Below are 22,864 nucleotides of genomic sequence, written 5' to 3' on the forward strand. Positions count from 1 at the left end.
GGTCGACTGCTCTTCGATCCGATCGCGGGAAACCCCGCGCTTCGCGCGAAAGTCGACTAACAGTCGACTCTACCCATCCGGTCCCATCCCCATCCCGGTCCCGATCAACAGGTCTCGTCGCTCTGGCACGCCGCTTGCACGCAGCTGGGCCAGATCCCCTCGACAGGAGGCGCCATGCGCCGGGTCACATCTCTACTTGCCATCGCGTTGGTCGTGGCCTCGCCGTGGGCGGCCGCTGCCGACTGGCAACCGGTCGCCAGCATCCGCACGGCGGCCTTGTCGACGCTGCCGGCCGGCAGCGAAGGCGAGGCGCAGGTGGCCGATGCGCTGCGCCTGCCCAGGTGCGGCGGTGCGCTGCAGGTGCAGCCCACCGCCAACACCACCGTAGAGGTCAGCTGCCCAGATGCGGGGGGCTGGCGGTTGTTCGTGCCGGTGAAGGTGCGGCGCAACCAGACCGTACTGGTGCTCAATCGCGGAATCGGTACTGGAGAAACCCTCACCGCCGCCGATATCACCACTGCCCAGCGTGACGCCGCCCGGATTGCCGGAGCGGTGCTGGCCGATCCCAACGCGGCGATCGGCCGCATCGCCCGCCGACCGTTGCAGGCCGGGGCCCTGCTGTCGAACAACGATCTGGTGGTGCAGCGTCTCATCAAGCGAGGAGACAATGTCGCACTGGTGTCGCGTCGCGGCTCGGTCGAGGTCCGCATTGCCGGCCGCGCAATGGGCGATGCCGGTGAGAACGAGCGGGTCTCGGTGGAGAACCTGTCCTCGCGGCGGATCGTGCAGGGCACGGTCGATGCCGCAGGTGACGTAATCGTGGCGCGTTGATTTAGTGCAAGAAATCCCTAAAGATCACGGCCCTGCGGCCGTTATCCCTTGTGAACGGCAACTCCAGGACACCCCATGAGCCAGAAAATCGACGGCAACCTGCAGGTCCCCCAGGCACTGCGCAGCGTGACGACCCCGGCCAGCAAGCCCGGCGTCAGCAGCGATTCGCCGGCACGCCCGGTCGAGGCGGCCGACAGCCTGCGTCTGACCGGCGAGGCCACCAATCTGCAGGCCATCGAGCGTGAGCTGAGCACCGCGCCGGCCATCGACGCCCAGCGCGTGGCGGCCGTGCGCGAATCGCTGCAGAACGGCACCTACAGGATCAATCCGGACGCGATCGCATCGCGCATGCTTGAACTGGACCAGCAGCTGCAGGGATGACGGCGGCGATGAGCGAGCCGCTGCAGCGCCTTGCCCAGGCCCTGGACGTTGAACGCCAGGCCCTGGTCGAGCACGACGTGCATGCCCTGATCCGGGCCACCGGGGCCAAGCTGGAAGCGCTGCGGGCGCTGGAAGGCGCGCCGCCGGTCGGGCAGGGCGAGCAGCTGCAGGAACTGGCCGAGCGCAACCGCGCCAACGGCGTGCTGCTCTCGCGGCGCCGCCGTGAGGTCAACTGGGCACTGCGCCAGCTCGGCCGTACCGAGGACGCCTCGTCCTACGATGCCAAGGGCCAGTCGCACGCGATCATGGCGGGCCGCCCGCTCGCCGTCGCCTGAGGCGACGGCCGATCCCCTTTGCCGGGCTGAAGCCCGCTGCACGACCGCGTATATTGGGCGCCTGTTCGAACGCCCCGAGTTGCCGTGTCCGCTGCCAACGCCCTCGTTACTGCCCCCCTTCCGCCGCAGCCGGTGCTGCAGGCTCTGCTTGAGCGCCTGCGCGAAGGCCTGCTGCTGTTCACCGAGGATGGGCAGGTGGCCCTGGCCAACCCGGCTGCGCAGGCCCTGCTCGCCGGCGCCGAAGAGGCCGCAACGCCACCGCCGCAGCGCCTGCGTGAACTGCTGCCGCCGGATGCACTGGAACACGCGCGCCAGCAGGGGCAGTGGAATGGCAGCCTGCCGCTGGGCGAGGGCGTGGTCATCGCCCATCTTTACCACCACGGCCCGGTGGGCCAGGGGCATTTCCTGGCGCTGTTCCGCCATATCGAAGGCCAGGAAGATTACGAACGCGAGCTGCAGCAGCGCCATGCCGAGCTGCGCCAGGCCTATCTGCGCCTGAACGGTACCCAGGAAAAGCTGCTGCAGTCGGAAAAGATGGCGTCCATCGGCCAGCTCGCCGCCGGTGTCGCGCACGAGATCAACAATCCGATCGGCTACGTGCACTCCAACCTGGGCAGCCTGCAGGAATACCTGCGCAGCCTGTTCACCGTGATCGAGGCCTACGAGCGCGCACTGCGCGCGCCGGACCCGAAAGCGCTGATTCCTGAAATCGACGATATCCGTGACCGCCTGGACATCGACTTCATCAGCCGCGACCTGCCGCAGTTGATGGCCGAGTCGCGCGAGGGCATTGAACGGGTGACGCGCATTGTGCGCGATCTGAAGGACTTCTCGTATTCCGGCCGCGATGAGTCGTGGAAGCTGGTCGACCTGCATGCAGGCCTGGAATCGACCATCAACATCATCTGGAACGAGCTCAAGTACAAGGTCACCCTGGTGCGTGAATTCGGCCAGCTGCCGCTGGTGGAATGCCTGCCGTCGGAGTTGAACCAGGTGTACATGAACCTGCTGCTCAACGCCGGCCATGCCATCGCCGAGCGCGGCACCATCACCGTGCGTACCGGTGTTGATGGCGATCACGTATGGGTCGAGTTCGAAGATACCGGCGGCGGCATCTCGCCGGAACTGCGCCAGCGCATCTTCGATCCGTTCTTCACCACCAAGCCGGTAGGTAGTGGTACCGGCCTGGGCCTGTCGATCTCCTACAGCATCATCAACAAGCACCATGGCCGCATCGACCTGGACAGCACGCCGGGCGTGGGTTCGCGCTTCCGCGTGGTGTTGCCGGTGAAGCAGCCGCGCTGACCGGCATCCTCGCCGAATCCGGCGCCCCAGAGCAGCCGGGTAGTGCCGGCCGCTGGCCGGCATCCTCATCGAATCCGGCGCCCCGGAGGAGCCGGGTAGTGCCGGCCGCTGGCCGGCATCCTCATCGAATCCGGCGCCGGATCATCACCGCAGCGGTCGATCCTCACCGCCATCCACCGGCTCGGCCGCTGCCGGTCCGGCATTGCTGCGGCGCTGCTCCTCGTAGGTGCGGAACGCCTGGTGGATGTGCTTGCGCAGTTCGTCGTCGTTCCAGGGCTTGGTCAGGAAGCGGTAGATCGCCCCGCGGTTGATCGCATCGGTCACCGTGTTCAGATCGGTGTAGCCGGACAGCACCAGGCGGATCGTATCCGGGTACAGCATCTTCACCCGGCCCAGGAATTCGGTGCCGCTCATGTCGCTCATGCGCTGGTCGGACAGGATCACCTGCACGTCGTTGATCGCCAGCAGGTCGAAGGCATCGCGCACGTTGCCGGCGGCCAGGATCCGGTAGCCGTCACGGCGGAACAGGCGCACCAGCGAACGCAGTACGTTCTCTTCATCATCCAGCAGCAGCAGCGTGCGGTCCGGGCGGGTTTCGGCGAAGGCCTCCGGGCGCAGGTAACGGCGGCGCAGGGTCATGCCGGCGGCATCGGCCGACATCGGCTCGCCGAACAGATAGCCCTGGAACACGTCGCAGTCGTTGCGGCGCAGGAAGCCCAGCTGCGCCTGCGATTCCACGCCATTGGCAATGACCGTCATGCCCAGCTGGTGGCCCATGGCGATGATCGCGCGGGCGATGGCCGCCTCCCGATTACCGGCCGGCGCGCTCTTGATGAAGCTGCGGTCGATCTTCAGCTTGTCCACCGGGTAGCGCACCAGTGCACTGAGGCTGGAGTCGCCGGTGCCGAAGTTGTCCAGGCTCAGGCTGATGCCTTCGTTGCGCAGGTTGGCCAGCGTCTCGTGCACGAAATTGACGTTGTTGGTCAACGCACTCTCGTTGATCTCCAGCGTCAGCATCTGCGCCGGCACACCGGCGGCCTGCATCAGGCCCATCACCTCGGCAAAGAAGTTGGGGCGCAGCAGCTGCAGGGTGGACACGTTGACCGCGATGGTGAAATCGTCAAAGCCCTGGTCACGCCACAGCCGCGCCTGCTTCAACGCACCCTCCAGCACCCAGGTGCCGATCTGCACGATGATGCCCAGCCGCTCGGCGGTGCGCATGAAGCGCTCCGGCACCAGCATGCCCAGCGTGGGCGACTGCCAGCGCAGCAGCGCTTCCATGCCCACCACGTGGCCGTCGCGGGCGCTGACCAGCGGCTGGTAGCGCAGCTTCAGCTCACCGTTGGGAATGGCATCGACGATCTGGCGGGCGATGATGCTCTCGCTGTGCGCGCTGGGCGGGGTATCCACCGCGTGGATGCGCACCGCATTGCCGCCTTCGCGGGCGGCCTGGTACAGCGCGTCTTCGGCATGGTCGAGCAGGCGCGAGGTGCTGCTGGCGTGTTCCGGGCACAGGCTCACGCCGAGCTTGCCGGTCATGAACAGCGTGTACGGCAGCACCGACAGCGGCAGCTCCATCTGTTGACGGATCTCTTCGGCGAAATCCTCCGGCAGCGGCACATCGTCGGTGCGCGGTACGGCCAGCAGGAACTCGTCGCTGCCATGCCGCCACAGCTTGCCGCGCCCGCGCAGATAGGATTGCAGCCGCTGTGCCACCAGCACCAGCGCCTGGTCGCCCACTTCGGCACTCATGTTCTCGTTGACCGAGGCGAAGTGATCGATGTCCACGTGCATCAGCATCAGCGCCGTGCCCCCGGAGGCGGCTTCGGCGACCATCGCCTGCAGCTCGGGGTTGCCGGCGCCAAGGCGATCGGGTGCATCATCGATGCTGACCGGGGGCAGGTTGGGATTCCACATAGGCTCAGTATTCCGGTGACTCGACAGCGGCCATGCCGGCCGCCTGGTAGGGGAGATGGACATCGACCAGGGTGCCTTCGCCGTGCGCCGATTCGATCCGCACGTGGCCTCCCACGCTCTGTGCGCGCTCGCGCATCACGATCAGGCCCAGCCCGCGTGGACCGTCCGGATCGAAGCCTTCGCCGTCGTCGCGGATCTGCAGATGCAGGCCGCGCTGGCCAACGTCGCGCAGCTGCAGCTGCACCTGGCTGGCTCGCGCGTGGCGCAGCACGTTGGTCAGGCTTTCCTGGGCGATGCGGAAGCAGGCCTGTTCAATGCTGGTGTCCGGCCGATGCGGCAGTGACTCGATCTCGGCCAGCAGCTCCACCGGCGAAGAGCGGAACAGTACGCGGGCCTGCCAGCTCAGTGCGGCCTCCAGCCCCAGCGCATCCAGCTGCGGTGGACGCAACAGGGTCGAGATGTCGCGCAGCTTGGCCACCGTGGTGTCGGCCAGGCTGACGATCTGCGCCAGGTCCTCGGCGCGCCGGCGCGGATCTTCTTCATCCTGCGCGGCATGCGCAGACAGCTTGATGGCGGTGATCGCCTGGCCGATATCGTCGTGCAGGTCACGCGAGATCGCGCGGCGCTCGTCCTCCTGCAACGAGAACAGGCGGCCGGCCATGGCCTGCAGCTCGCGATTGCTGGTTTCCAGTGCGCTGCGCGTACGCTCCGAATCGCTCAGGTCGCGCACGATCAGCAGCTTGCAGTCGCGACCGCCATAACGTACTTCACCCACGGCCAGCCCGGCGTGGAAGCGGCGCCCGTCGGCGCGCTGCATCGCCACCACGCTGCTGTGGCCCGGCCCCAGGTGCAGCTGGCCGGCGCGCAGCTGGCTGCGCACCCGGGCCAGATCGCCGGCGGCCACCAGTGCCGACAGCGGTTCGCCCAGCAGGGTGTGGCTGCCATAGCCGAACAGGCTGGCGGCCCAGGCATTGGCGTACAGCACATGCTCTTCGGAGAGGATCACAACACCGTCGGGCAGCACCCGCACCAGCTCGCGGAACTGCTCCTCGCGCTCACGCAGCAGGCGCCGCGACTGTTCGCGCTCGGTCACATCCTGCAGGGTGCCCAGCACGCGGCTGCGCCCGGCCTCGTCGAATCCGCTGGCGGCGCGCAGGTGCACCATCAGTGCGCGCCCGTCCATCGACAGCAAGGGCAGCAGCACGTCCACCTGCACGGCCTCGCCCGAACACAGCTCGCCCAGCAGCTGTTCGGTCTGCGCGGCGGTGGCCGGGTCGGCCGGCACCAGCAGCTCGTCGAACCGGTGCCAGCGGCGGGCCTCGGGCGGGCGACGACCGAGCAGGCGGTAGACCTGGTTGGAATAACGCCCCAGGCCGGTCGACGGATCCAGTTCCCAGGCGCCGATGCGGGCCAGCTCATGGGCTTCCTCCACGCGCGCCAACGCCTGGTCACGGCGCAGCTGGGCCAGGTCTTCGGCGGTACGGTCGATGGCAATCAGCAGGCGTGCGTTGTGGCCGTCGAAGCCGATGGCGTTGGAGCGCAGCTCCATCTGCCGCAGTGAACCATCGCGCAGCTGCAGCTGCGTGCGCAGGATGCACAGCTCCTCCGGTGCCTCGCGGATGGCTTCCAGCTTGGTCTGCAGGGCCTGGTCCTGGCCCGGCGGCCACAGCGCTTCGATGGTCTGTTCCAGCAGTTCCTCGCGCTCCCAGCCGAAGGCGCTACAGGCGGCCGGGTTGGCATCGAGGATGGCCAGCGTGTCCAGGTCGTAGACCAGGATCGGGCCGGGGTTGCCTTCGAACATCTGCCGCAGGCGCAGCTCCGAGGCCTGCTGGCGGGCATGGGTATGCAGTACGTGTTCGGCCAGCGGGCGCAGCAGCAGGTACAGCAGTCCCGCACTGGCCAGTGCGAAGAACGAACCCTTCAGCCCCTGCCACAATGCCGCCTGCTGCGGATCGGGAATGAAGGCCTGCACCGCGCTGTCGGTGGAGATCATCCAGGCCAGCGCCATCACCAGGTAGCTCAGCACCACCCGCCGCCGGTCGCGGCTCAACGCCTGCGCCATCCGCGGGTCGGGAGCAGGGGCGTTGCCGGTCGGTTCTGCGGGCATGGACAGGGCGGAAGAAGGGGTCGCCGGCCATCTTACCGCGCAGGTGTGCCCTGGCCACTCAATTATCCGCCGCAGGGGCCGTTAACCACTGCGTGCCCCGCTGACGGGCGTGTCATCCGGAGCAAGATCGCGTGGACCAAGGGATCATCGCCAGCCTGCTGCAGCACCCGCTTGCGTCGGCACTGGTCATCGTCGACCGTACCGGCCGCCCGCTGGCGGCCAATCCGGCCGCGCGCGAGCATGGGCTGCCGGCCACCGTGGCCGCGTATGCCCCGATGCTGGAAGATCTGCGGCTGATGGCGGCTGATGGCGGCATCGTGGCCTGCACGCTGCCGGGCGGCCCGCGCGGTCACTACGATGGCCACCTGCGCGCCGTGCATGACGGTGCCGGCAATCTACTGGCCTTCACCCTGAGCATTCCCGAGCCGGTTCCGGTGGATGGGGGCGGGCGCTGGGAGCTGGCACTGGACAGCGCCGGCCACAGCCTGTGGGACTGGGACATCCCCAGTGACCGGGTGGCGCGTACTCCAGCGTTGGGTGATGAAACCGCCACTGCGATGCTCTCGCGTGTGCATGGCGATGACATCGTGCAGGTCCGCGCTGCGCTGGACGAGCATCTGCGCGGCCTGAGCGAGCAGTACAGCGCACAGTTCCGTTTCCGCCAGGCCGACGGCCAGTGGCGCTGGGTGCTGGATCGTGGCCGGGTGGTGGCGCGTACCGCCGATGGCCAGCCGTTGCGGATGGTCGGCACGCATACCGATATCGAGCAGCAGAAGCAGCTGGAAGCGCTGCTGCAGGAGCAGCAGCTGCATCTGAGCGAAGCCCAGCGCATTGCCAGCATGGGCAGCTGGTCGTTTGATCCCAACACGGGGCATTTCTGGTGGTCGCCAGAGCTGCGCTCGCTGCTGGCCCTGGAGCAGGGCGCCGTACCCGGCCAGCGGCGCTGGCTCAAGCATCTACATCCGAGATCGCGCGGGGCGTTGCGCGCGGCCTGGCGGCGCCTGTGGCGCGATGGCCGTGCTGCCAATCTGGAACTGGAACTGACCCGCGGCAACGAACCCTCGCAGCATCTGCGCCTGTGGATGCAGCCGCTGCTGGACATGGACGGCCAGCCCAAGCGCCTGCTCGGCCAGGTGCAGAACATCACCGAGCAGCACCAGACCGATGCGCTGATCCGCTGGCGTACCGAGCTGCTCAACCGAGTTTCTGCGCTGGGACGCATCGGCGGCTGCGAGATCGAAGTGCAGACCCGGCACATGCAGTGGACGGAGGAGTGCTACCGCATCCACGGCCTGCGCAAGGAGCCGATCACCCTCGACCAAGCGCTGGCGCTGTACACCGAGGATTCGCGCAACGCCTTCGACGCCGCGCTGGCGCGTATTGCCGACGGCGGGCTGCCCGAGCAGCTGGACCTGTGCTTCTATCGCCAGTCGGGCCTGCGGGTGTGGGTGCAGGTGCTGATCGAGCTGGACCGGCGCGACGGCCTGCCAGCACGCTTCGTGGTGCTGTTCCGTGACATCACCCGCGAGCGCGAGGCCAACGAGCGCATTGAACTACTGGCCCACTACGATCTGCTGACCGGTCTGCCCAACCGGGTGCTGCTCGGCGAGCAGACTGCCGAGGCCATCGAGGAAGCGCGTGATCGCGGCACTTCGCTGGCGATGCTGTTCATCGACCTGGATGGCTTCAAGACCATCAACGACAGCTTCGGTCACGCCACTGGCGATGCGCTGCTGAAGGCGGCGGCCACCCGCCTGCACCAGAACCTGCGCAACAACGATCTGTTCGGCCGCTTCAGCGGCGACGAGTTCATCGTGGTGCTGCGCGATCTGGCCGAGCCGGAAGACGCCGGCCACGTGGCGCGCAAGCTGATCGCCTCGCTGGCCGAGCCGCTGCGCCGTGGCGAGACCACCCTGAAGGTGGGCGCCAGCGTCGGCATCGCGATGCTGGGTGATGCGCAGACCGACTTCGATTCCCTGCTGCGCGCCGCAGATGCGGCGATGTACGCGGCCAAGGAAGCGGGGCGCAATACCTACCAGTACTACAGCCAGGACGCCCTGGCCCGCATCCAGCGTCGGCTGGAGATCGAGCATGCCCTGCATGGTGCGATCGAGCGCGAAGAGTTCAGCCTGGCTTACCAACCATTGCTGCACGCCCACCAGGGCGAGCCGCCGGCGATCGAGGCGCTGCTGCGCTGGCATCGGCCTGGCATCGGCTATTGCAGCCCGGCCGAGTTCATCCCCATTGCCGAGAAATGCGGCGAGATCGTACGCATCGGTGACTGGGTGCTGGGCGAGGCATGCCGTCAGGCGGCCGCCTGGGACCGCGCCGGACTGCGTTTTGACCGCATTGCCGTGAACGTATCGGCCGTGCAGCTGCGCGACCGTGGCTTCGCCGAGCGTGTGATCGAGATCTGCCACGCCCATGGCTGGCCGCCGCAGCGGCTGGAACTGGAGCTGACCGAGTCGGCCCTGATTCGTGACACCGACGTGCTGCGCCATTGCTTCGATGTGCTGGAACGGCACGGCGTACCGCTGGCGGTGGACGACTTCGGTACCGGCTTCTCCAACCTCAACTACCTCAACCGCTTCCCGGTCGGGCGCCTGAAGATCGACCGCAGCTTCGTGCAGGGCATGCTGCACGATTCGGGCACGGCCGAAGTGACCCAGGCCATCGTGCATCTGGGCCACGCGCTGGGCATGAAGGTGGTGGCCGAGGGTGTGGAAACGCACCAGGAAGAAGACATGCTGCGCCGCCAGGGCTGCGACGAGATCCAGGGCTACCTGTACTCGCGCCCGCTCAGCCCGCGCGACCTGGCGCAATGGCTGCGCCAGCAACACCCGATGCCGATGCGCACCGACGCCAGCGGCGAAGCGGTGCTGGTGCGCTGACAACCCGCTCTGGTGGGTGCCGGATGACTGCTCTGGTGGGTGCCGACCGTTGGTCGGCGCTGAGGCCTGCACGCGCGACCATCCACGCATGGCGTGGATCTACCGATCCAGACACCTGCTCTGGTGGGTGCCGACCGTTCGTCGGCACTGGGGCCTGCACGCGCGATCATCCACGCATGGCGTGGATCTACCGATCCAGACACCTGCTCTGGTGGGTGCCGACCTTGGTCGGCGCTGAGGCCTGCACGCGCGACCATCCACGCATGGCGTGGATCTACCGATCCAGACACCTGCCCTGGTGGGTGCCGACCGTTGGTCGGCACTGATGCCTGCGCGCGCGATCATCCACGCATGGCGTGGATCTACCGATCCAGACACCTGCTCTGGTGGGTGCCGACCTTGGTCGGCGCTGAGGCCTGCACGCGCGACCATCCACGCATGGCGTGGATCTACCGATCCGGACACCTGCTCTGGTGGGTGCCGACCGTTCCAGACATCTGCTCTGGTGGGTGCCGACCGTTGGTCGGCACTGGGGCCTGCACGCGCGATCATCCACGCATGGCGTGGATCTACCGATCCAGACGCCTGCTCTGGTGGGTGCCGACCTTGGTCGGCGCTGAGGCCTGCACGCGCGATCATCCACGCACGGCGTGGATCTACCGATCCAGACATCTGCCCTGGTGGGTGCCGACCGTTGGTCGGCACTGAGGCCTGCACGCGCGATCATCCACGCGCGGCGTGGATCTACCGGTTCATCAATGCGATGCCTGCGATCGAATAGCTGGCGATCAGCAGCCCGATCACGTACTCCGCCACGATGATCAGCCAATAGGTCATCGGCTCGACCTCGCGCCACACATCAATGGTGCCGTAGCGGTGATGGCTTAGATGGACGTGCCCGGTATGGATGGCCGTTGCCGCCGCCCAGGCAGCCAGGAAGGCCATCAGCAGGAAGAGCAGGCTGCCGAACAGGAACGCGACCGGTCGATGCCGGGGTGGCCGCAGGGTGGCGTAGGCGGGGCGCCAGGTGAAAGTAACGGCGATGAGCACCATCGCAGCAAATCCCAGCCAGGTCATGAACGTGGTGCTCATGCGACGACACTCCGTGTCCAGTCATAGGCGACGTAGGCGGATCATGCCATGGGTCTGCAGCGGGTGGCGGTAAAGCCATCCACGCATGGCGTGGATCTACCTCAGGGCTTCGCCATCCAGACCCAGGTCCCAGGCCAGTCCGAGCAGTTCTTCGCCCGCAGGCAAGGGGGCGGGGCGCGCGTCGGCCAGCTGCTGCAGTTCGCGGATCTCTTCGCGGGCGACCTCTTCCAGCTGCTGCAGCTGCTCACGCACGCTCGCGTTGCGCGGGCGCTCGGGTTCGGTGAGAGAGGGCAGGGCGCGGATCAGGGTCATGGTGCGCGTACAGGTTGCATCCAACGGCAGGGTACAGGCAAAGGCCCCGGAATGACCGGGGCCTTGCGGGCTGCCGGCAACGGCAGCGGACATCAGAATCAGAACAGCTCGACGGTGCCGGCGCCCATGCTCTGCTGGGCAACCGGCTTGTGCGGCGGGCGCTCCCACTCGCTGCGCAGTTCGCGCAGGCGGCTGCCGGTGCGCTGCAGGGCAGTGGCGATCTCTTCGTCGAACACGCCGCCATTGCGGTGCAGCAGTTCCTGCAGGGCCACCGCTTCACGGTTGATCGCGGTCAGGCGGTCCAGGTGGGTGTGCACGCCGCCCAGCGCCTGGGTGGCGATGTCCTCGAACTGCAGGGCGCGCACGGCCTCGGCCACGCTGCCATCAATCGAACGGGCGCAGTCGGACACTTCGCGCATGCCGTCGCCCAGCGAGGCGTTGATCTGGGCCACGTTGTCGAGCATCGCCGCCGCTTCCTGGCGTGCTTCGCGGGAGCGGTCCATGTCACGCGAGGCCATGTGCGAGACCGTCTCGCGAACCTTGGCGATGGCGTCCTTGGAGCTGTGCGCCAGCTTGCGGATCTGCTCGTTGAAGGTGGTCGAGCGCTCGGACAGGTTGCGGACCTCGTCGGCCACCACCGCGAAACCACGACCGGCTTCACCGGCACGCGCGGCTTCAATGGCAGCGTTCAGGGCCAGCAGGTTGGTCTGGTCGGCGATCGACTTGACGTCTTCCAGCAGCGCGAAGATGCCATCCAGGTGCTGCGCCATCTGGTCGATGTGCTGCACGGTGGTCGAGCTCTGGCCGCTGACCTGTTCCAGCGCTTCCACCAGCTGTTCCATGCGGTGGCTGGCGTGCTGGGCAAAGCGGGCGACGTCCAGGCCGGTGCTGCCTTCATCACCGGCGCGGTCGACGATGCGCGACAGGGCCTGGCTCTGCTGGCGCGACTTGCGGTTCATCGCATCGAAGCTGCCGCCGAGGCTGGAAACGGCCTGGCGGATCAGGTCGCGGGCGCGTTCCACTTCACCACGCGAACCGTCGATCTCGTTGCCGACGAAGTTGCGCAGTTCGGTCAGCAGCTGATCCTGCTCACGCAGGACGCGGGCGTGTTCCGGGGAACGGTGCGCCTGGGCGCGGGTGGTCCACCACGCAAAGCCCAGCCAGCTCAGCGTCATCGTGGTCAGGATCGCCCAGCGCAGGGCGGCCGGCCATTCGAAACCGATGGCGAAGGGGAGCAGCAGGGTCAGGGCCAGGGGGGCGGCCAGACGGATGAAAATGCGTGAGTACATGGACGTTCTCGGGAGGTGCACGGAGGATGTATCGGCCGTACCCCCCTTCTCTTTAACGTCGATGTGCCTTGATGTGCATTCTGAATGCGCCGGTTTTCCGGCGCCTTGGCGGCTTCGGGGTCAGAGCCCTTTGGCAGGCAGCGATGGGGTCGGATCCCTTTTCCATGGGAAAAGGGCTCTGACCCCATGGGCCTCAGGCCAGCTGCCGGTCCACGGCCTCGATCATCGCCTTGCGGCTGAACAGGAAGTCCCAGTAGCTGCCGCCCAGCTGCCGCCACAGCACCGCCGAGCGCACCGCAGCCAGCAGCAGGGCGCGGATCTCGGCCACCACGCCGGCCTGGCCCAGGTAGTGCGGGTTGCCCTGCACCATCACCCGCGGCTTGAGGTGGCTGATGGTGTCCGCGTACAGGCCGCCCAGGTTGGCCAGCACATCCGGGTGGCCGCTGTCGCCCAGCTCGGCGGCCTGGCGCTGGGCGCGCTCGATGCCGCTGGCGACCTTGTTCACCGTGGCGCCGTCCTGCACGAAGCGGCGCTCCAGCTGCAGCACCGACAGGGCCAGCTTGGGCAGGATCGGGTCCTGGCCCTGGCTGCGGAAATAGTTGTGCAGCAGGCGCAGGCCTGCCTTCAGTGCATGGCGGTCACCGAACACCTCCTGCGGCGAGGACGCATCGACGCGGAACACGCTGTCCACGGCGGTGCGCACGGCGGCGGCGTCGGAATGGCCGGTATCGGCGATGCGGCGGACCTGTTGCAGGGCCTGGGCAATGCCGGCCAGGGCCAGGACGCGGTCGTCGACAGTGAAACTCATGCAGCAATTACCTCAAAAGGAGAAGGGGTGGTGCGCAGGCGCTGTTCCAGCGGGGCGTCGGTGGCGGCGATCACCGCACCGCCCAGGCACACCTCACCGTCATACAGCACCAGCGACTGGCCGGGGGTGACGGCGCGCTGCGGGCGGGCGAAGGTGACCAGCACGCTGCCATCGTCCAGCACCTCGACCGTACACGGCTCGTCGGGCTGGCGGTAGCGGGTCTGCGCGGTGCATTCAAAGCGGCGCGCCGGCGGCGAACCGGCAATCCAGTGCGCGGTCTCCGAGCGCAGGCGCTCGGACAGCATCCACGGGCTGTCACGGTCCTGGTCCACGTACAGCACGTTGCTGGCCACGTCCTTGCCGACCACATACCACGGCGCGGCGGGGCGGCCGCGCACGCCGCCGATGTTCAGGCCCTCGCGCTGGCCCAGGGTGAAATAGAACACGCCCGGATGTTCGGCGATCACGCTGCCGTCGGCCGGGTCGAGGATCTGGCCCGGCTTGGCCGGCAGGTAACGGCCGAGGAACTCGCGGAAGTCGCGCTCGCCGATGAAGCAGATGCCGGTGGAATCCTTCTTGGCGTGGGTCGGCAGGCTGACGTCACGCGCAATGCGGCGCAGGTCGCTCTTTTCCAGGTCGCCGATCGGGAACAGGGTGGCCGCCAGCTGCTGCTGGCCCAGCTGATGCAGGAAGTAGCTCTGGTCCTTGGAACGGTCGGCGCCGCGCAGCAGCAGCCACTGGTGGCCGCGCTGGGTCACCCGCGCGTAGTGGCCGGTGGCGATGCGCTCGGCGCCCAGCTCGCGGGCGGCGTCCAGGAAGTGCTTGAACTTCACTTCGCGGTTGCACAGCACGTCCGGGTTCGGCGTGCGGCCGGCGGCATACTCGGCCAGGAAGTGCTCGAACACGCCCTGCCAGTACTCGCTGGAGAAATCGCGGAAGTGGAACGGAATGCCGAGCAGGCCGCACACGGCCACTGCGTCGCGGCGATCGTCCTCAGCGCGGCACTCGCCACTGCCGTCGTCTGCCCAGTTCTGCATGAACAGACCGGCCACCGCTTCTCCCTGCTGCACCAGGCGCCAGGCGGCGACCGAGGAATCGACGCCACCGGAGACGCCAACCATCACGCGCGGGGTGCTCATGCGACCTCCTGGACCAGGGAAAGGGGATGGCGCTGGCCGCCCAGGTAGTCGGCCACCACCTTCCAGACCAGCGGGCTGCGCTGGCGCTCGCCGGCCGCCTGCAGTTCGGCCGGGGTCAGCCACAGCGCGCGGTCGATGCCGGTGTCCAGCGGTTGTGCCGGGTCATGCGACAGCGGCCTGGCGGCGTAGCAGAAGCGCAGGAAGGCGGTGCCATCGGCGGCAGTCCACTGGTAGCAGCCGATGAAGTGGGTCAGCTCGACCGTCCAGCCGGTTTCCTCGCGGGTCTCGCGCAGGGCTGCCTCGGCCAGGCTTTCGCCCGGCTCAAGGTGGCCGGCCGGCTGGTTCAGCACTTGGCGGCCCTCAATGGTCTCTTCCACCAGCAGCACGCGGCCACCGTCAACCACCACAGTGGCGACGGTGGCGTGCGGTGCCCAGCGCGGGTCCGGCGTGGCGTTCAACTCAGAAATCGTCCTTCTTGGTCAGTTCCAGCTCCATCGCATCGGCGGTGCGGATGGCCGCATCAATGGCGTCGCTGAGCTGGTCCGGGGTGGCGTCTGCATCGATCTTCACCACGAACATGGCGGTGTTGTCCTGCTTCACCCAGCCGCCCATCTTGGCGTCCTGCGAATCTTCCAGCAGGCGGTTGGCCACGGCCACCGGGAACTGCTTGGCCGTGGCGGTGTACGCCGGCGACCAGATCTCGCGGATGTTGTGGCTGCCGAAATCCTCCACCGCCGAACGCACGTAGACCATCTGGGTGCGGTCGCCTTCGACGTCGAACACCAGGCGGTAGTCACCGTCCACGTCGACCTCGTAGGTGTAGCCCAGCTTGTCCAGATGGCGGGCTACGGATTTGTCGGCCTCCGGTGCGGCCACGGCGGAGCCGGTCGCGGCCAGGCCGAGCAGCAGGGCGGGCAGAAGCGTCCTTTTCATGAAGATCCTGTGAAGCGGATTTGAAAGAAGGTGCAATTGTGACGGGGGGCGTCCGTGCCGTCCAATCTGCGGCGGGCCGACGCAGGCTCGGCACAGGCCCTATAATGGACGGATGCCTCGCGAGTCTTCCCCCGATTCCCATCACGAACACGGTATTGCCGTGGAGCCCGCGCGCCCGGAAGTGGCGCCGCCGCCGTTCTACCAGGTGATGCTGCTCAATGACGACTACACCCCGATGGATTTCGTGGTGGACGTGCTGCAGCAGTTCTTCAGCATGGACCTGGACAAGGCCACGCAGGTGATGCTGCATGTGCATACCCGCGGCCGCGGGGTGTGCGGGGTGTTCACCCGCGAAGTGGCCGAGACCAAGGTCGCCCAGGTCAACGAGTATTCGCGGATGAACCAGCATCCGTTGCTGTGCACGATGGAAAAGGCCTGACCGGCTGCCGATCCGGAAGATTGTAGAGCCGAGCCCACGCTCGGCTGTGCACACCAAGGTGGGCACCTACCAGGGCGGGTATGGCGATGCCCGACGCTTGGTCTGCCACCAAGGTGGGCACCCACCTTGGATCATGCCTCCGCCAGCGCCTCCAGCGCCATTTTCGCCACCGCCTCGTCGATGTCGGCCGGGTCGCCGTCATCGCGGAACCACACCGCCGACAGGCCCATGCTGGCCGCGATCCAGCGCAGCAGGCGACGGCGTTCGATGCCGGACAGCGCGCCGACCTGCTGCAGCCGCGCCGCAAACCGCTCCGGCCGCGTGGCGACGTGGATGCCCGGGCCGCACAGGTCCGGGTTGCTGAACAGTGTCGTGTAGTCGAAGGCGCGATCGCCGATCAGCCGCTTCGGGTCGATCGCCAGCCAGCCGCGCGCGCCGAAATCCAGCACGTTGTCGTGGTGCAGGTCGCCATGCAGTGGCCGGATCTCCTGCTCGTCCTGCAGCAAACCCAGCGCCAGCGATCTGCACTGTTCCAGCAGTGGCGGCAACGCCGCCCTTGGCTGCAGCAGGTCGGCGAACCATGTACGCAGGCAGACCAGGTCACTGGGTGCGGTGCTCCGTGGCCGGTGCAGCCGCTGCAGGACCTGGCACAGGAGGGTGGTGCAGGTGTCATCGTCGCCATCGATCGAACGCTGCCGCAGCGAGTCGCCGGCGGCACGCTCGATCAGGATGGCCGGCCCCTCATGGGCCAGCAGGCGGGCGGCGCCGTCGCCGTCCCACCAGCGCAGCAGTCGATGGGCGTTCTGCTCTTCAGGCTCGTCGCTGACCTTGAGCATGGCTGGCACGCCGGCCGGGGTCAGCACCGGCCAGAGCCGGGCGCGGGGCGTTTCGATGGCCGCGCCATCACGCCGCAATCGCCAGCGGCTCAGGTAGGGTTCGCTCATGCTGGCAGGGTCGTCCTGGAGTGAATGAAGATCAAGCAATCTGCACTGCTAACGCCATCTGAACGCAGCAATCCGCTAGGGTGATGGAAATCGCGTAGTCAGGCCGCATATTGTCCCCATCTGCCGCCGGAGTAATCCATGTTCAGCAAAGACCTCGAACACACCATCGGCCAGTGCTACAAGCGCGCCCGTGAGGCCCGGCATGAGTTCATGACGGTCGAACACCTGCTGTTGGCACTGCTCGACAACCCGTCCGCCCAGGCCGTCCTGAAGGCCTGTGGGGCCGACGCCGAACGCCTGCGCCAGGAGCTGGAGCAGGCCATCGAGGCGTCCGTGTCCCGCCTGGCCGAAGATGACGGACGCGATACCCAGCCGACCCTGGGCTTCCAGCGCGTGCTGCAGCGGGCCGTCTACCACGTGCAGTCCTCGGGCAAGAAGGAAGTCACCGGCGCCAATGTGCTGGTGGCCATCTTCGGTGAGAAGGACTCCCACGCCGTCTATTACCTCAACCAGCAGGATGTCACCCGGCTGGACGTGGTCAATTACCTGTCCCATGGCATCGCCAAGCTGGGTGAGGAGGGCGAGCAGCCGTCCTCGTCCTCCGAGGGCGAAGGCCGCATGGAGGGCGGCGAGGGTGAGCCCAAGGGCGACGCGCTGACCGAGTTTGCCAGCAACCTCAACGAACAGGCCCGGGCCGGTCGCATCGACCCGCTGGTCGGTCGCGCCGACGAGATCGAGCGCACCATCCAGGTCCTGTGCCGCCGCCGCAAGAACAACCCGCTGTACGTGGGTGAGGCCGGCGTGGGCAAGACCGCCATTGCCGAGGGCCTGGCCCGCCGCATCGTCGAAGGCTCGGTGCCCGACGTGCTGGCCGATGCGGTGATCTACTCGCTCGACCTGGGCGCGCTGGTGGCCGGCACCAAGTACCGCGGCGACTTCGAGAAGCGCCTGAAGGGTGTACTGACCGCACTGAAGAAGGTGCCCAACGCGGTGCTGTTCATCGACGAGATCCACACCATCATCGGTGCCGGTTCGGCCTCCGGTGGCACCATGGATGCCTCCAACCTGATCAAGCCGGCGCTGGCCTCCGGCGAGCTGCGCTGCATCGGTTCGACCACCTTCCAGGAATACCGCGGCATCTTTGAGAAGGACCGCGCCCTGGCTCGCCGCTTCCAGAAGATCGACATCGTCGAGCCGACGGTGGGCGAGACCTACGAGATCCTGCAGGGCCTGAAGTCCAAGTACGAGCTGCACCATGGCGTGACCTATTCGGACGAGGCGCTGCAGGCGGCGGTGGACCTGTCGGTGAAGCACATCGGCGACCGCCTGCTGCCGGACAAGGCCATCGACGTGATCGACGAGGCCGGCGCGCGCCAGCGCCTGCTGCCCGAAGGGCAGCGCAAGGAGCTGATCGACGTCGAGGAGGTGGAGGCGATCGTGGCCAAGATGGCGCGCATCCCGGCCAAGCAGGTCAGTGCCACCGACAAGGACGTGCTGCAGCACCTGGAGCGCAACCTGAAGATGGTGATCTTTGGTCAGGACCCGGCCATCGGCACCCTGGCATCGGCCATCAAGCTGGCCCGTTCGGGCCTGGGCAACCCGGAAAAGCCGATCGGCAACTTCCTGTTCGCCGGCCCGACCGGTGTCGGCAAGACCGAGGTGACCAAGCAGCTGGCGCTGCAGCTGGGCATCGAGCTGGTCCGCTTCGATATGTCCGAGTACATGGAGCCGCATTCGATCAGCCGCCTGATCGGTGCACCCCCGGGCTACGTCGGCTTCGACCAGGGTGGCCTGCTGACCGAAAAGATCGTCAAGACCCCGCACTGCGTGCTGCTGCTGGACGAGATCGAGAAGGCGCATCCGGACATCTTCAACATCCTGTTGCAGGTGATGGACCGCGGCGTGCTGACCGATACCAACGGTCGTGAAGCCAACTTCAAGAACGTGGTGCTGGTGATGACCACCAATGCTGGCGCGGCACAGGCCTCGCGGCGTTCGATCGGCTTCACCAAGCAGGACCATGCCACCGATGCGATGGAGACCATCCGCCGCGCGTTCACGCCGGAGTTCCGCAACCGCCTCGATGCGGTGGTGCAGTTCCAGCCGCTGGGCTTCGAGCACATCCTGCGTGTTGTCGACAAGTTCCTGATCGAGCTGGAGATGCTGCTGCAGGAGAAGCACGTCAGCCTGTCGGCCACGCCGACCGCGCGCGACTGGCTGGCCCACCACGGCTTCGACCCGCTGATGGGTGCGCGGCCGATGGCCCGTGTGATCCAGGACAGGATCAAGCGTCCGCTGGCCGACGAGCTGCTGTTCGGCAAGCTGGTCAACGGCGGCAAGGTCAGCATCGATGTCCGCGACGACGAGCTGGTGGTGGAGACCCAGGCCGAGCCGGAGCGCCTGCTGCCGGTGACGGTGGAGTAAGCCGGCCGGTTTCCTGCGCGGGCAGTCATGCAAGGACAAGGGCGGCTTCGGCCGCCCTTGTCGTGTCTGCCGGTCACGATGACCTCCGGCAGGGCCGGATTGCGGGCATGACAAAAGGCCAGCAACCAGGGCTGGCCTTGTCGAAGTGGCGCCAGGCGCCGACCGCTTACTTCATGCGGTAGGTGATACGACCCTTGGTCAGGTCGTACGGGGTCATTTCAACCTTGACCCGGTCACCGGTGAGGATGCGGATGTAGTTCTTGCGCATGCGGCCGGAGATGTGGGCGATGATTTCGTGCCCATTTTCCAGGCGAACGCGGAAAGTGGTGTTCGGCAGCGTCTCGCTGACGGTGCCCTCGAACTCGATGGAATCGTCTTTCGACATGTAGTCCTGTGCGGTTCAGAAAACGGCCACGCTGGGCCTAAGGCGCGGTATTTTACGCGTGATGCGGCCAGCTTGCAAAGTTTGCGTTAACCCTCGGCCAAACGCTTCGCCGGCAGGCGTCCGACGGCCTGGGTCCAGGCGCCTTCACGGCCCTCGCGGCGCACCGCCTGGCGCACCTGATCCAGGAACACGGTGCGCGGCAGGTGCACTGCGCCCATCCGCAGCAGGTGTGGATTCTCCACCTGCGCATCGATCAGTTCCCAGCCCCAGCCGCGCAGGGTGGCCGCCAGCGCCGCCAATGCGATCTTGGAGCCGCCACTGGCGCCGCTGAACATGCTTTCGCCGAAGAACATCGCGCCGATCGCCACACCGTAGATGCCACCGACCAGGGTCTGCCGGTCCCACACTTCAAACGAATGGGCAAAGCCCAGGTCGTGCAGCTGGCTGTAAGCGTCAACCATGGCCGGGCTGATCCAGGTGCCGTCCTGGCCGGGGCGCGGGGTGGTGGCGCAGGCGCGCATCACCTGGCTGAAGGCCACATCGGCAGTGACCTCCCAGGGGCTGGCGCGCAGCTGGCGCCGGAAACGGCTGGACAGGTGCACGCCGTCGGTGCGGAACACCATGCGTGGATCGGGCGACCACCACAGGATCGGCTCGCCCTCGCTGAACCACGGGAAGATGCCGCCGGCATAGGCGTTGAGCAGGCGCAACGGGTGCAGGTCACCGCCGACGGCGAGCAGGCCATCGGGCTGGCGCAGCGCGGTCTCGGCCGGGGGAAAGGGCGCGTCCGGCGCATCGGCCAGGCGCCAGGGCAGCGGGCGGGTCATGCACGCAGTGTAACGGGGGAGGGTGCCTACCTTCTCCGGTTCCGGTAGGCACGTCAGTCGAGCAAGCTCGACGCTACAATGCCCCGGTAGGTGCCAACCTTGGTTGGCACGTCCAGCAAGCTCGACGCTACGGCTCCGCGCGGAACGGGCTGTGCCCCAGCAGCTCCTGCTGGTAACGACGCACGTCGCCCCGCTCCTGCCGGCACCAGTCCTGCAGGGCGTCGGCAAACTCCGCATCGGCTACCCAGTGGCGGCTGCGCACCCGGGCGGGCAGGAAGCCGCGTGCCAGCTTGTGCTCGCCCTGCGCGCCGGGCTCGAAACGGGTGAGGCCCTCGCGCAGGCAATATTCGATGCCCTGGTAGTAGCAGGCCTCGAAGTGCAGGCCGGGCCGGGTCGCGCCTCCCCAGTAGCGCCCATACAGGGTGTCGCCGCCGCGCAGGCACAGCGCGCCGGCAATCGGCTCACCCTGCTGCTCGGCCAGAAACATCACCAGCCCGCGACCCAGTGCGATCGCCAGATGGCGCAGGAACGCCTCGGTCAGCGCCGGTGCGTTGCCGTACTCGAGGAAGGTCTGCAGGTAGAAGCGGTACATCGCCTGCAGGTCGGCACGGCTGGCCTCATTTCCATGCACCACGCGGAAGCGGATGCCCTGGCGGGCGGCCTTGGCCCGCTCCTGGCGGATGTTCTTGCGATGCTTGTGATCCATCGCGCCCAGGAACTGCTCGAACGTGGCCCAGTCGCCGGGGTTCTGCCATTGGAACTGCACGTCCTCGCGCAGCAGCCAGTCATCGTCGAACACGACCTCGTCAGCGGCGGTGTGGAAATTGATGTGGGCCGATGACACGCCCAGCGCGGGCAGCTGCTGGCGCAGTGCCGGCAACAGCGCGGCACGTGCGGCATCGTCGCGGGCCAGCAGTCGCGGCCCGGTCACCGGCGAGTACGGCACCGCACCCAGCCACTTCGGGTAGTAGTCGCGGCCGTGGCGGGCGTAGGCGTTGGCCCAGGCATGGTCAAACACGAACTCACCGTGCGAATTGGTCTTCAGGTAGCCCGGAAGGGCGCCGATCAGAGCATCGCCCTCCCAGAGCGTGAAGTGCCGGGGCTGCCAGCCCCAGTCCTCGCGCAGGCAGCCGTGCGCTTCCAGTCCGGCCAGGAAGGCGTGGCTGATGAAGGGGTTGCGGCCATCATGCAGGGCGTCCCAGTCGGTGGCGGCAATGGACTGCAGGGAATCGAGGAAACGGGGCGAAGGCATGGAGGAAGGATAGGGCAGGTGAAACAAAAAGGCCGACGCGTTGGCGTCGGCCCTTGATCCGGGTCGAGCATGGCTCGACGCTACCGAAGCGGGTCAGCGTTTCAGCTGGCCTTGCCTTCGGCATCCAGGAAGCGCTCGGCGTCCAGCGCGGCCATGCAGCCGAAGCCGGCCGAGGTGATCGCCTGGCGGTAGTGCTGGTCGGCCACGTCGCCGGCGGCGAACACGCCCTCCACCGAAGTCTGGGTGGCGTTGCCGCCCAGGCCCGAGCGGATCTCCAGGTAACCGTTGTTCATCGCCAGCTGGCCGTCGAACAGGGTGGTGTTCGGGTGGTGACCGATGGCCACGAAGAAGCCGTGGGCGTCGATGTCGCGGGTGCTGCCGTCCAGGGTGGACTTCACGCGCACGCCGGTCACGCCGGCATCGTTGCCCAGCACTTCCTCCACCTGGTGGTGCCAGACGGTCTCGATCTTGCCTTCGGCCACCTTCTTGAACAGCTTGTCCTGCATGATCTTTTCCGCCTTCAGGGTGTCGCGGCGGTGCACCAGATAGACCTTGCGGGCGATGTTGGACAGGTACAGCGCCTCTTCCACGGCGGTGTTGCCGCCGCCGACCACGACCACGTCCTGGTCGCGGTAGAAGAAGCCGTCACAGGTGGCGCAGGCGGACACACCGCGGCCCTTGAAGGCTTCTTCGGTGGGGATGCCCAGGTACTTGGCGGTGGCGCCGGTGGCGATGATCAGGGCATCGCAGGTGTACTCATGGCTGTCGCCAATCAGCTTGAACGGGCGCTGGGAGACGTCGGCGGTATGGATGTGGTCGAAGATGACCTCGGTCTCGAAACGCTCGGCGTGGGCCTGCATGCGCGCCATCAGGTCCGGCCCCATCAGGCCGTGGGCGTCACCCGGCCAGTTGTCCACCTCGGTGGTGGTCATCAGCTGGCCGCCCTGCTGCAGACCGGTGATCACCACCGGCTTCAGGTTGGCGCGGGCGGCGTAGACGGCGGCGGTCCAGCCGGCCGGGCCGGAACCAAGGATGACAAGACGCTGATGGCGGGAGGGCAGGCTGGTGCTCATGTAAACTCGCGAAAAGGTAGATGGGACAAGGCGCTGGCGATGTTTGCGCAGCATCCATGGCAGGTCATAGAGTGGCGGCTGGGGCAGGGCGATTCAAGCCGATGAACAGAACGCCGTTGTCCAGCGGTGGTTCGGGCGCCCCACAGACACCGCAGTGCGTCGCATAACTGAAAACTGACG

General features: G+C 67.3%; 21 protein-coding genes. 7 read left to right on the forward strand and 14 right to left on the reverse strand.

Going from position 1 to position 22,864, the window contains the following annotated elements; translation table 11 throughout:
• The first annotated feature begins 174 nt into the window (after window positions 1-174).
• The 4 genes from flgA to C9412_RS04280 all read left to right on the forward strand — a co-directional run bounded on the left by flgA (window position 175) and on the right by C9412_RS04280 (window position 2,852).
• The gene (gene flgA, locus C9412_RS04265; RefSeq protein WP_107230474.1) at window positions 175-831 is read left to right on the forward strand and encodes a flagellar basal body P-ring formation chaperone FlgA; all 657 of its coding nucleotides are present in this window, start codon (window positions 175-177) and stop codon (window positions 829-831) included.
• Between the two features lie 75 nt (window positions 832-906).
• Complete coding sequence (flgM, locus tag C9412_RS04270) at window positions 907-1,212, forward strand: flagellar biosynthesis anti-sigma factor FlgM (RefSeq protein WP_107230475.1); 306 nt, start codon at window positions 907-909, stop codon at window positions 1,210-1,212.
• Window positions 1,209-1,547, forward strand: coding sequence for a flagellar protein FlgN (locus C9412_RS04275; RefSeq protein WP_107230476.1), 339 nt, complete (start codon window positions 1,209-1,211; stop codon window positions 1,545-1,547). The genes flgM and C9412_RS04275 overlap by 4 nt, the downstream gene beginning before the upstream one ends.
• An 84-nt stretch (window positions 1,548-1,631) precedes the next feature.
• The gene (locus tag C9412_RS04280) at window positions 1,632-2,852 is read left to right on the forward strand and encodes an ATP-binding protein (RefSeq protein WP_107230477.1); all 1,221 of its coding nucleotides are present in this window, start codon (window positions 1,632-1,634) and stop codon (window positions 2,850-2,852) included.
• Window positions 2,853-2,996: 144 nt separating this feature from the next.
• Here the strand turns inward: C9412_RS04280 and C9412_RS04285 are convergent, their stop codons facing one another.
• Window positions 2,997-4,769, reverse strand: a complete 1,773-nt coding sequence (locus C9412_RS04285) for an EAL domain-containing protein (protein WP_107230478.1) — start codon at window positions 4,767-4,769, stop codon at window positions 2,997-2,999.
• 4 nt (window positions 4,770-4,773) lie between these two features.
• Window positions 4,774-6,876 (reverse strand): PAS domain-containing sensor histidine kinase, encoded by a 2,103-nt coding sequence (locus C9412_RS04290; protein ID WP_107230479.1) that lies wholly within the window; start codon window positions 6,874-6,876, stop codon window positions 4,774-4,776.
• A gap of 131 nt (window positions 6,877-7,007) precedes the next feature.
• On the opposite strand from C9412_RS04290, the gene C9412_RS04295 reads away from it, so the two are divergent.
• Window positions 7,008-9,767, forward strand: coding sequence for a GGDEF domain-containing phosphodiesterase (locus C9412_RS04295; RefSeq protein WP_107230480.1), 2,760 nt, complete (start codon window positions 7,008-7,010; stop codon window positions 9,765-9,767).
• A gap of 744 nt (window positions 9,768-10,511) precedes the next feature.
• Here the strand turns inward: C9412_RS04295 and C9412_RS04300 are convergent.
• The 7 genes from C9412_RS04300 to C9412_RS04330 form a co-directional block, all read right to left on the reverse strand.
• Complete coding sequence (locus C9412_RS04300; RefSeq protein WP_107230481.1) at window positions 10,512-10,859, reverse strand: hypothetical protein; 348 nt, start codon at window positions 10,857-10,859, stop codon at window positions 10,512-10,514.
• A 96-nt stretch (window positions 10,860-10,955) separates the two neighbouring features.
• Window positions 10,956-11,171 carry a hypothetical protein gene (locus tag C9412_RS04305; protein WP_107230482.1) on the reverse strand — a complete coding sequence of 72 codons (216 nt, stop codon included), beginning with the start codon at window positions 11,169-11,171 and terminating at the stop codon, window positions 10,956-10,958.
• A 98-nt stretch (window positions 11,172-11,269) separates the two neighbouring features.
• A complete protein-coding gene (locus C9412_RS04310) occupies window positions 11,270-12,460 on the reverse strand; it encodes a methyl-accepting chemotaxis protein (RefSeq protein ID WP_107230483.1) in 1,191 nt (396 codons plus the stop codon).
• 193 nt (window positions 12,461-12,653) lie between these two features.
• Complete coding sequence (gene hflD / locus C9412_RS04315; protein WP_107230484.1) at window positions 12,654-13,268, reverse strand: high frequency lysogenization protein HflD; 615 nt, start codon at window positions 13,266-13,268, stop codon at window positions 12,654-12,656.
• Window positions 13,265-14,407, reverse strand: coding sequence for a tRNA 2-thiouridine(34) synthase MnmA (gene mnmA / locus C9412_RS04320; protein WP_107230485.1), 1,143 nt, complete (start codon window positions 14,405-14,407; stop codon window positions 13,265-13,267). The genes hflD and mnmA overlap by 4 nt, the downstream gene beginning before the upstream one ends.
• A complete protein-coding gene (locus tag C9412_RS04325) occupies window positions 14,404-14,865 on the reverse strand; it encodes an NUDIX hydrolase (RefSeq protein WP_107230486.1) in 462 nt (153 codons plus the stop codon). The genes mnmA and C9412_RS04325 overlap by 4 nt, the downstream gene beginning before the upstream one ends.
• A 1-nt stretch (window position 14,866) precedes the next feature.
• The gene (locus C9412_RS04330) at window positions 14,867-15,340 is read right to left on the reverse strand and encodes a hypothetical protein (protein ID WP_107230487.1); all 474 of its coding nucleotides are present in this window, start codon (window positions 15,338-15,340) and stop codon (window positions 14,867-14,869) included.
• Window positions 15,341-15,452: 112 nt separating this feature from the next.
• Between C9412_RS04330 and clpS the strand changes: the two genes are divergently transcribed.
• Entirely contained in the window at window positions 15,453-15,779 is a 327-nt protein-coding gene (gene clpS, locus C9412_RS04335) for an ATP-dependent Clp protease adapter ClpS (RefSeq protein WP_057496341.1), read from the forward strand.
• A gap of 131 nt (window positions 15,780-15,910) precedes the next feature.
• On the opposite strand, the gene C9412_RS04340 is transcribed toward clpS, so the two are convergent.
• A complete protein-coding gene (locus C9412_RS04340) occupies window positions 15,911-16,723 on the reverse strand; it encodes an APH(6) family putative aminoglycoside O-phosphotransferase (RefSeq protein WP_107230488.1) in 813 nt (270 codons plus the stop codon).
• Window positions 16,724-16,861: 138 nt separating this feature from the next.
• Between C9412_RS04340 and clpA the strand changes: the two genes are divergently transcribed.
• Entirely contained in the window at window positions 16,862-19,147 is a 2,286-nt protein-coding gene (gene clpA / locus C9412_RS04345) for an ATP-dependent Clp protease ATP-binding subunit ClpA (RefSeq protein WP_107230489.1), read from the forward strand.
• A 166-nt stretch (window positions 19,148-19,313) separates the two neighbouring features.
• Here clpA and infA read toward each other — a convergent pair whose 3' ends face one another.
• The 4 genes from infA to trxB all read right to left on the reverse strand — a co-directional run bounded on the left by infA (window position 19,314) and on the right by trxB (window position 22,684).
• Window positions 19,314-19,532 carry a translation initiation factor IF-1 gene (gene infA, locus C9412_RS04350; protein WP_005409596.1) on the reverse strand — a complete coding sequence of 73 codons (219 nt, stop codon included), beginning with the start codon at window positions 19,530-19,532 and terminating at the stop codon, window positions 19,314-19,316.
• 86 nt (window positions 19,533-19,618) lie between these two features.
• Window positions 19,619-20,359 carry a leucyl/phenylalanyl-tRNA--protein transferase gene (gene aat / locus C9412_RS04355; RefSeq protein WP_107230490.1) on the reverse strand — a complete coding sequence of 247 codons (741 nt, stop codon included), beginning with the start codon at window positions 20,357-20,359 and terminating at the stop codon, window positions 19,619-19,621.
• Window positions 20,360-20,486: 127 nt separating this feature from the next.
• Window positions 20,487-21,611, reverse strand: a complete 1,125-nt coding sequence (locus tag C9412_RS04360) for a GNAT family N-acetyltransferase (protein WP_107230491.1) — start codon at window positions 21,609-21,611, stop codon at window positions 20,487-20,489.
• A gap of 101 nt (window positions 21,612-21,712) precedes the next feature.
• Window positions 21,713-22,684, reverse strand: a complete 972-nt coding sequence (gene trxB / locus C9412_RS04365) for a thioredoxin-disulfide reductase (protein WP_107230492.1) — start codon at window positions 22,682-22,684, stop codon at window positions 21,713-21,715.
• Window positions 22,685-22,864 lie beyond the last annotated feature (180 nt).

Source organism: Stenotrophomonas sp. Nf1 (assembly GCF_003028475.1).
Lineage (GTDB): Bacteria > Pseudomonadota > Gammaproteobacteria > Xanthomonadales > Xanthomonadaceae > Stenotrophomonas.

Coding starts and splice junctions, on each gene's coding strand:
- clpS (WP_057496341.1), top strand. CDS start 15,453: ATGCCTCGCGAGTCTTCCCCCGATTCCCATCACGAACACGGTATTGCC.
- C9412_RS04300 (WP_107230481.1), bottom strand. CDS start 10,859: ATGAGCACCACGTTCATGACCTGGCTGGGATTTGCTGCGATGGTGCTC.
- C9412_RS04285 (WP_107230478.1), bottom strand. CDS start 4,769: ATGTGGAATCCCAACCTGCCCCCGGTCAGCATCGATGATGCACCCGAT.
- C9412_RS04305 (WP_107230482.1), bottom strand. CDS start 11,171: ATGACCCTGATCCGCGCCCTGCCCTCTCTCACCGAACCCGAGCGCCCG.
- C9412_RS04360 (WP_107230491.1), bottom strand. CDS start 21,611: ATGCCTTCGCCCCGTTTCCTCGATTCCCTGCAGTCCATTGCCGCCACC.
- C9412_RS04310 (WP_107230483.1), bottom strand. CDS start 12,460: ATGTACTCACGCATTTTCATCCGTCTGGCCGCCCCCCTGGCCCTGACC.
- C9412_RS04275 (WP_107230476.1), top strand. CDS start 1,209: ATGACGGCGGCGATGAGCGAGCCGCTGCAGCGCCTTGCCCAGGCCCTG.
- flgA (WP_107230474.1), top strand. CDS start 175: ATGCGCCGGGTCACATCTCTACTTGCCATCGCGTTGGTCGTGGCCTCG.
- trxB (WP_107230492.1), bottom strand. CDS start 22,684: ATGAGCACCAGCCTGCCCTCCCGCCATCAGCGTCTTGTCATCCTTGGT.
- hflD (WP_107230484.1), bottom strand. CDS start 13,268: ATGAGTTTCACTGTCGACGACCGCGTCCTGGCCCTGGCCGGCATTGCC.
- clpA (WP_107230489.1), top strand. CDS start 16,862: ATGTTCAGCAAAGACCTCGAACACACCATCGGCCAGTGCTACAAGCGC.
- flgM (WP_107230475.1), top strand. CDS start 907: ATGAGCCAGAAAATCGACGGCAACCTGCAGGTCCCCCAGGCACTGCGC.
- C9412_RS04290 (WP_107230479.1), bottom strand. CDS start 6,876: ATGCCCGCAGAACCGACCGGCAACGCCCCTGCTCCCGACCCGCGGATG.
- C9412_RS04340 (WP_107230488.1), bottom strand. CDS start 16,723: ATGAGCGAACCCTACCTGAGCCGCTGGCGATTGCGGCGTGATGGCGCG.
- C9412_RS04330 (WP_107230487.1), bottom strand. CDS start 15,340: ATGAAAAGGACGCTTCTGCCCGCCCTGCTGCTCGGCCTGGCCGCGACC.
- mnmA (WP_107230485.1), bottom strand. CDS start 14,407: ATGAGCACCCCGCGCGTGATGGTTGGCGTCTCCGGTGGCGTCGATTCC.
- aat (WP_107230490.1), bottom strand. CDS start 20,359: ATGACCCGCCCGCTGCCCTGGCGCCTGGCCGATGCGCCGGACGCGCCC.
- infA (WP_005409596.1), bottom strand. CDS start 19,532: ATGTCGAAAGACGATTCCATCGAGTTCGAGGGCACCGTCAGCGAGACG.